6 protein-coding genes and 4 pseudogenes are annotated in these 7,786 nt (G+C 34.1%); 4 read left to right on the forward strand and 6 right to left on the reverse strand.

All coding sequences use genetic code 11. The features are described 5' to 3' along the window. The 5 genes and pseudogenes from J4P91_RS29270 to J4P91_RS27865 all read right to left on the reverse strand — a co-directional run. A pseudogene (locus tag J4P91_RS29270) lies at nt 1–76 on the reverse strand (IS6 family transposase); the annotation flags it as partial. A gap of 65 nt (nt 77–141) precedes the next feature. Next, a pseudogene (locus J4P91_RS27850) lies at nt 142–312 on the reverse strand (transposase); the annotation flags it as partial. A 52-nt stretch (nt 313–364) separates the two neighbouring features. Continuing rightward, on the reverse strand, nt 365–1,273 hold the full coding sequence (locus tag J4P91_RS27855; protein WP_207996674.1) for an iron-hydroxamate ABC transporter substrate-binding protein: 909 nt from the start codon (nt 1,271–1,273) through the stop codon (nt 365–367). Between the two features lie 21 nt (nt 1,274–1,294). Further along, entirely contained in the window at nt 1,295–2,311 is a 1,017-nt protein-coding gene (locus J4P91_RS27860) for a FecCD family ABC transporter permease (protein ID WP_207996675.1), read from the reverse strand. Continuing rightward, complete coding sequence (locus J4P91_RS27865) at nt 2,312–3,343, reverse strand: FecCD family ABC transporter permease (protein ID WP_207996676.1); 1,032 nt, start codon at nt 3,341–3,343, stop codon at nt 2,312–2,314. Nucleotides 3,344–3,633: 290 nt separating this feature from the next. On the opposite strand from J4P91_RS27865, the pseudogene J4P91_RS27870 reads away from it, so the two are divergent. Further along, nucleotides 3,634–4,059 (forward strand): annotated as a pseudogene (locus tag J4P91_RS27870) (IS6 family transposase); the annotation flags it as partial. Between the two features lie 155 nt (nt 4,060–4,214). Here J4P91_RS27870 and J4P91_RS27875 read toward each other — a convergent pair. Next, nucleotides 4,215–4,321: pseudogene (locus J4P91_RS27875) on the reverse strand (DUF3967 domain-containing protein); the annotation flags it as partial. Nucleotides 4,322–4,709: 388 nt separating this feature from the next. Between J4P91_RS27875 and J4P91_RS27880 the strand changes: the two are divergent. The 3 genes from J4P91_RS27880 (at nt 4,710) to J4P91_RS27890 (ending at nt 7,468) form a co-directional block, all read left to right on the forward strand. Beyond that, entirely contained in the window at nt 4,710–5,702 is a 993-nt protein-coding gene (locus tag J4P91_RS27880) for a DUF4046 domain-containing protein (protein ID WP_207996677.1), read from the forward strand. Nucleotides 5,703–6,278: 576 nt separating this feature from the next. Further along, nucleotides 6,279–6,452, forward strand: a complete 174-nt coding sequence (locus J4P91_RS27885; protein ID WP_243764053.1) for a hypothetical protein — start codon at nt 6,279–6,281, stop codon at nt 6,450–6,452. Beyond that, nucleotides 6,449–7,468, forward strand: coding sequence for a zinc-ribbon domain-containing protein (locus tag J4P91_RS27890; RefSeq protein ID WP_207996678.1), 1,020 nt, complete (start codon nt 6,449–6,451; stop codon nt 7,466–7,468). The genes J4P91_RS27885 and J4P91_RS27890 overlap by 4 nt, the downstream gene beginning before the upstream one ends. The last annotated feature ends 318 nt before the right edge of the window (nt 7,469–7,786 follow it).

Consider the following 7,786-nt stretch of genomic DNA (forward strand, 5'->3'; position numbering starts at 1 on the left):
AGGTTTCATCTAGTTTCCAAGATAATTGAACGTTTTTATTTTTCTTCTTCCAAATTTGATAGATAAGATTTCCATATCTCATTCTCCTGCTCACACTTTTTCTACAGGTTATCTCAGTTTAGAAATCTTTGCAACAGAACCTATACGAGTATTAAGCTTAAGTCTTGAGATAAAATAAGTACCGTGCTCATCTATCGTATGTAGGTCTTTTAAATCGAAGTATCCTAAATCCCGTATACATACATCGTTTGGTTGAAGAGACGTTAAACAAGTAGAACCATAAGTTTTATCGTTGTGCTTTCCTGATCCTACTACAAAAAAGACCCTCTAAATTTAGAGGGCCATTCCTATCAACAAAACTATATTACTTCGTAAACATTTTCTCAGCTTCATCCATCGCCATTTTGTTTCCTAATGCAGAATAATCAAGCCATGGTTGATCGTGAATAATATATACGTGCTTACCTTTAACAGCTTTTAAATCTTTCCAAATTGCTGTTTCTTGAAGTTGTTTAAATGCCGCTTTTGCTTTGTCATCTCGATTTACGACAACAAAAATTGCATCCGCATCAAAATCAGGTAACGCTTCTTGTGAAATCACTTCGAACGGACGGTTTCCATCAATTTTCTCTACACCGTTTGCAGGTTGTAGTCCTAAGTCTTGGAATAAAATTGGCCCCATCGGTCTTTTCGTACTAAATACACGTAATTCTTTTGCAGTAACGCGAATTGCCATTACTTTTTCGTTATTTCCTAACTCTTTATCTATTAAGCCTTTTACTCGTTTTGTCTGCTCTTCATAGTTTTGAATATATTTTTCTGCTTCTTTCTCACGGTTTACAAGTTTACCTACTTGCTTTAAATGATCTCTCCACGTACCTTTATCTAAGTTGAAAGAATGTGTCTTTGCAATTTTTTCATACTTAGCTAAATCTTTTCCAGCATATTTTTCATCAACATAAATTTCAGATGGTTTTAATTGAAGTAATGCTTCCATGTTCTGGTCTGTTACAACACCGAGCTTCTTCGTATCTTTCAGTTGTTCTTTTGCGTGTGGTAAGAAATCTTTTAAATCTCCACCAATAACAGAACCTACTGGTGTAATTCCTAGTGCTAGTAAATTATTCGTTAAATGAATAGACATAGAAGCAATTTTGGGCTCATTACTTTTCGTCGTTTTTTCAGCTGTCCCTTCATTTGATTTTGTTTGACCGCATGCTGATAATATTAAAATACACATGATACTAAATAAAATAGTAAGTTTCTTTTTCATATGTTCTCCTCTTTGAAGTATTTATTTTGTTTTTATGAGTAAATAAATAAAATACGGTGCTCCTAAAGCCGCTACTACGACTCCAGCTGGGATTGAGCTTGGCTCAAATAAAGAGCGACCAATTGTATCGGCTAGTACTAAAATAATCATCCCAATAATACCGGTTAACGGTAAAGAATGCTCATACGTTGAGCCTACTAATTTTCTTGCAATATGTGAAGATATTAGACCGATAAAACCAATTCCTCCTGCCATTGATACACTAGCGCAAGATAATCCAACCGCTGTAGCTAAAAGTAAAAAGCGCTCTTTTTGTACAGATACGCCAAGTCCTGCTGCTACACTATCACCTAGTGATAAAGCATTTAACGTTTTTGATTTTAGCCACGCATACGGGGCAAGTATAACAATCCAAGGTAATAAAGCTATCACGTGAATCCAATCTCTTCCCCATACGTTACCTACTAACCATCTGGAAGCAAACGTATAAGTCTCGTCATTTAGTTTTAGAGAGAAAAATAATGAAATCGCACTAAAGCCAGCTGAAACTGCAATACCAACGAGAATTAGTCGAATCGGTAACAAACCCTTCGTACGGTCATTTGCAAGTAAAATAATAAGAAGCGCAGCAAGCACTCCACCACCAAACGTAAATAGCGGTATTAAAATCGATGCCTTTTCATTAATAGAATGAAAGAGTGTAACAAAAATAATAAGCCCAAAAGACGCCCCTGAGTGCAATCCGAGAATACCAGGATCTGCGAGTGAATTACGAGATAACCCTTGTAATATTGCACCAGAAGCGCCAAGTCCAATACCCGCTAAGATTGTAATAATAATTCTTGGCATACGATAATCGTATAATACTGTTACACTTTCAAAATCACCGTAACCAAAAAGCGTTTGAATCACTTTCAGCGGCGCAATTCGGAGCGTACCTGTATTTAAACTAATCAAAATAACCGAGATACTTATACATCCGAAAATTGTAGTTCTCATAATAGCTCTCTTCTTATCGGTGTTAAAAATATCTTTCACTTATAACTCCCTCCCAGCTTTACTTGCTATATAGAGGAAAAACGGAACACCAACAAGAGCTACCATAATTCCGACCGCAAGTTCTTTTGGAGGATTTACTGTTCTTGCTCCTAAATCAGCTAAAACTAACAATATAGCTCCTAATAATGCTGACATAGGAATAATAAACCTATAATTCACACCTACTAATTTTCTAGCGATATGTGGAATGACAAGTCCTACAAATCCAATTGAACCAACAGCCGAAACCGAAACACCTGCAAGAATGACTACTGTAACCATTCCAAGTATTCTCGTTCGAATCGTCTTCACTCCTAAATTTGTAGCAACATCATCCCCCATCGATATGAGTGAGATAGATCGTCCTAATGCTATTGCAAAAATAATTGTTACGAGAATAATAGGCACTAAAAACTTCAAGTGGTCCCACTTCACCCCTGCAACACCACCAGCGTACCAAAACGCTAAATCTTGGCTTAAATCATAATAAATTGCTATACCTGAGCTAAGCGAGTGTAAAAACGCTGCCATAACAGCTCCGGCAATCGTTAACCGCATCGGTGTTAATCCGCCTGATGTTGCCGATCCAATAATAAAAATTAGTACTGTACTTAAAACTGCTCCTATAAAAGAAACAATCATTAAATAGGAATACGGCATATGCGGGGAAAAGGCAAAGCTAAGCGCCACGACAAACATTGCCCCAGCATTTATTCCGAGCACGCCTGCATCAGCTAAAGGATTTCTTGTTACTCCTTGCATAACAGCTCCCGCCACTGCAAAAGCAGCACCTACAACTGCTGCACCAATTACTCGCGGAAGTCTTAATTCATAAATAATTTGATGCTGCGTTAATTTCGGATTGTAATCAAAAATCGCTGCCCATACAGTTTGCAAATGAATATCCTTTGCACCGAATGCAATCGCTACAATAGACACAATTAGGCATAAAATTGTTAAGCTCATAAAACATATGAACTTAGCGTGCATCCAACGATTTTTATCCGCATATACAGTGGACTTATGTAACATATTTCATTTCATCCTTTATATTCATTTGTTTTTTATAATAATTTTAAATTTATAATCATTATTGATAATAATTATCATTTTCATTTAGATATTATATCCCCACTTTTTTTAAATGGCAAACTATTTTTTTACTTTGTTAAAATATTAAAATACTGGTTCTGGTGTAAAATTTCAAAATATATGCAACTGATCTAGTAAACTTGGACATACTGATAGTCTAACTCTATAAAAGGGGCATAATCAGTATAGAAAAGTAAAATCTATTCAAGTGGAAACATTATCAACCTGATATTATTTTATTAACCGTAAGATGGTACCTACGGTACAACCTCAGTTTTCGTGATTTAGCCGAAATGATGGAAGAACGAGGATTATCCTTGGCCCATACAACGATTATGCGATGGGTACATCAATATGGTTCGGAGTTTGATAGACGAATCCGACATCACCTCAAACAAACGAATGACTCATGAAGAGTGGACGAAACATATATAAAAGTAAAGGGAAGATGGTGTTATTTTTATCGAGCTGTTGATTCTGAAGGAAACACAATTGACTTTTATTTGAGCACATCTAGAAATCATAAGGCTGCAAAGCGATTTTTCAAGAAAGCTTTGCGGTCTTTTCATGTTTCTAAGCCTCGTGTGATTACAGTTGATAAAAATCTAGCTGTCGCTTTAAAATTAAGTTTAAACAAAAATGTTCGACAATCCCCTATTTAACAGCAAAAGAGAGGAATCCACTTTGAAAAAAGATTAATCAAAGTAGATTCCTCTCTTTTAGGATGAACTTTCTCTTTATAATAGGGAAATATCCCTATTTCCATAAGTAGATATTTCCCTATATACTGACTTTCGTTATCAAAATATCATCACCAGAACTTCCACCATGGCATTTTTTCTCTCTTGCTGCTGCAACTTCTTCATGAAATTCCTTCATTATTCTCTTCGTCTCTTGGGTCTCTCTTAATGTTCTCATACAAAACTGGATATTCCCACCTAAAGAGGCAGGCTGACCGACGAAAGGGCGAGTCCATTTCTGGTACGCCTTTTGACAGCAAAAATGTGAGTATGTCATTACCGTTCCACAGATAGGGCATATAGTTCCTGTTTCTCCCATCTTGTTACCAAATTTCTTGAAATTTTAATTTTAATTTTTTTGTGACTTTTTGTTTTTTTATGTCATTTATATTTTAAATTAAAGAAATAATTTTATTAAAAGTTTGTTCTTTCTTCATCATATGGATCGCTTCTACTCCATAAAGTAAATAACAGTAGTTAATAAGGTCGTTTTTATTTTGCTTTAGGGGAGAAGAAGGGGCATCGCCACATGCCCTCTACTAGTTTAAATGGGAGGAAGTTTTCAAGTGCAAACGAGTGCAGTGACAATTGAGGAAATCTATCAAGAATTATTAGATGGTAGAAGGAGTAGGTTCCCAGCTAATACATGGAAAGAAGATGACAATAGAGAGTTATCTAGAAGAGTAACAAAATATTTAATTGAAACAATTTTAAAGTGGAATGAAGAGGATATTAAACAAAAATGGAATACGCCTTTAATTGTGAAATATCGATTACTTGGTGCACTCAAACATAGTTATGATAATAGTCCCTATAAAATGATTACAGACTTATATCCCAATAGATTTAAAGAGTGGGAATTTGGTATGGCACCTTTAAATTTTTGGACTAAAGAAAAAGCTCTTGAAGTATTAAAATGGACTATTGAAGAAAAAGAACAGTTAAGAGAAGAACAATTACTAAAAGTATATGGAAAAAAATGGTTAAAAGAAAATAAACTCAGTGCGCCATTAGTTATGTACTGGAATGGTAGCCCTTATGCAATGATAAATTCTTTATACCCTAATAAATTTAAAGAATGGGAATTTAGCATGACTCCTAACAAGTTTTGGACCAAAGATAAGGCATTAGCAGCACTAAGATGGACTATTGAAGAGAAAGAAAAATTAACTCCCGCTCAATTATTACAAGTTTACAGTGTGAAATGGCTAACTAATCATAAATTAATCTCTCCTTGTCAGATATTATGGGAGAACAGCCCGTACTTTATGCTAAATGATTTATATCCTGGTCAAAATAAAGAATGGGAATTTAAATTTACACCTACCGGATTTTGGACTGAAAAAAAAGCATTAGAGGCGCTGAAATGGACTATTGAAGAAAAGGAAAAACTAACAGAGGAGCAATTACTATCTACTTACACACAAAGGTGGTTAATAAAACATAAATTATGGACGCCATTAAGAAGATATTGGAATGGTAGTCCATACGAGATGTTAAATGCTTTATATCCGAATCGCTATTCAAAAAATATGTTAAAAGGTTATAAAAATAAATAATGATTTTAAATACATAGGAACAAGCAAAAAAAAATCGCCATCAACCTAACGAAATTAAATACCTCAAAAATGAAGATTTGAATCTTTTAATGAGGACTAAATACGAGATATTTATAAATTTTAAAACGTTAGTTTATGTCTTTTCTGTAGTTATTAATATAAACTGAAGATGTGTTTTCGGAATAATATGAAAACTATTAAAAAGAAATGATGATTATATCCGAAGTCCCACGTATAGTCATAAACTATCAAGTTTAAGATAGAGTTAATAAAAAAGTTGATTTAAACAATTCATAACTTATTAATAGAGAAATTAAAAATTTGATTATAGGAGAGAAATGGTTCTGTTGCAAAGTTGAAAAATAACCAAAAATAATGAGTATACGATACATGTTCTTGTATATTTTATAATGTTTATTCGGAACAATTGTATTTTCATTCTATATTTTTGGGGGCGTTTAATACTTTGCAACAGAACCAGAAATACGAAGTAGTAATCCATCAGAAATTACATTAAGAGTGGGGTGGAAATTTGCACATCCACTTTATGTATATAAGATTGAGATTGTAAAAATAATGGCATTTATAGATGAAAAATCTAACAAAAGTAAGTATTCCTATGCAAAAATTTTTATAAAACCATTTATTTCAAAGGAAAACAATCAAGTACAAGAATTTGAGGAATATGAAATGGATACTGATGTGATAAACAAAGATAAGTGGTTTTTAATTGAAAATATGAAGGGATGAGTTTGGTGGAAACATTAACAACAAATAACGGATTGCCAGAAAAATTGTTATCGGAATGGCACCCTACTAAAAATAATGGTATTAATCCTAATGAATTAACTATTGGAAGCTATGAATATATTTGGTGGAAATGTTCCGAAGGTCATGAGTGGGGCATGAGTATTTACGATAGACAGAAGAAAAAAGAATGTCCAAAATGTTTAAGGATTAGGAAGGCAACAAAGCGAGCGGAAATAAAAGAAGAGCGACGAATCAAAACCTTACAAGAGGTGGATCCTGAATTAGCTAAACAATGGCATCTAACAAAGAATGAAGGTATTACCCCAGATGCTGTTGCATTTGATGAAGGCTGGGTACGTAGATGGTGGCAATGCAAAAGAAATCATGAATGGGAAGAAACGATTGCGAGTAGATATATAAATACAAGTGTTTGCCCATATTGTGCGAATAAGAAGGTATGTGAGGATAACTGTTTAGCAACAGTTTATCCAGAAATAGCAAAGAATTGGTTTGTGCTTGAAAATAGTAGGTACTCTGAAGTTAGGACAGCATATGATGTGATTTATAATTCTTCAGAGGATGCATATTGGATTTGTGAAAAAGGACATACATGGAGAGAAACAATTAGTCAAAGAGTTAAGAATGGAAAAGGGTGTAGAAAGTGTGAATTGTTTCAAAATTCCTTAGCTCTTCTAGATCCTGAATTAGTTAAAGAGTGGCATCCTACTAAAAATGAAGGAGAATATGGAGTTAAGCCTCCTGAGGAAACGAGGATTAATTCTAGCCAAAATGTATGGTGGCTTTGTGGTACATGTGGAAATGAATATAAAGCACAAGTAGGTGCTAGACATAGAAGAGAAACAAAATGTAAAGTTTGTCATCCGCTTCAACCCAAAGGAAGAAATGCTGTTCAAAAAAGAAGAGGGAATTTTGAGGTATATAATGGCATGGAAGATAGACGTGTTATTTTTGAAAATCAGTTAAAAGAAAAAATAAAGCGTAAAGAAAATGAATGAATTTAAAAATAGAATCGTCATATAAAAAAGGCCGGATATTGCATTAAGGATAACTTTGCCCATCCCCGAAAAAGGGGAATAAGACAGAAAACACCAATTGTATGTTGAATAGAAAATAGGGTTCTGGTGCAAATATATGAAGAAGAGCATAGATGATAGTAGATTCTTAACGGAATCGTATTTTATGCTATAAGTCCAAACATTCGGTGGATGAACTCTTTCTGATTTTGGACAGACGGATTGATATTATCCCCTTAAGGTAGACAGTGTAAAAAGACCATGAATAAACATGGATGTTACACTTTTACTTGGAGGGGA

The sequence above is a fragment of the Bacillus sp. XF8 genome, from assembly GCF_017498755.1.
GTDB lineage: Bacteria > Bacillota > Bacilli > Bacillales > Bacillaceae_G > Bacillus_A > Bacillus_A bingmayongensis.

Bases quoted from the DNA above. Each gene is read 5' to 3' on its own strand.
- J4P91_RS27855 (WP_207996674.1), bottom strand. From the start codon at position 1,273: ATGAAAAAGAAACTTACTATTTTATTTAGTATCATGTGTATTTTAATA.
- J4P91_RS27865 (WP_207996676.1), bottom strand. From the start codon at position 3,343: ATGTTACATAAGTCCACTGTATATGCGGATAAAAATCGTTGGATGCAC.
- J4P91_RS27885 (WP_243764053.1), top strand. From the start codon at position 6,279: ATGGCATTTATAGATGAAAAATCTAACAAAAGTAAGTATTCCTATGCA.
- J4P91_RS27890 (WP_207996678.1), top strand. From the start codon at position 6,449: ATGAGTTTGGTGGAAACATTAACAACAAATAACGGATTGCCAGAAAAA.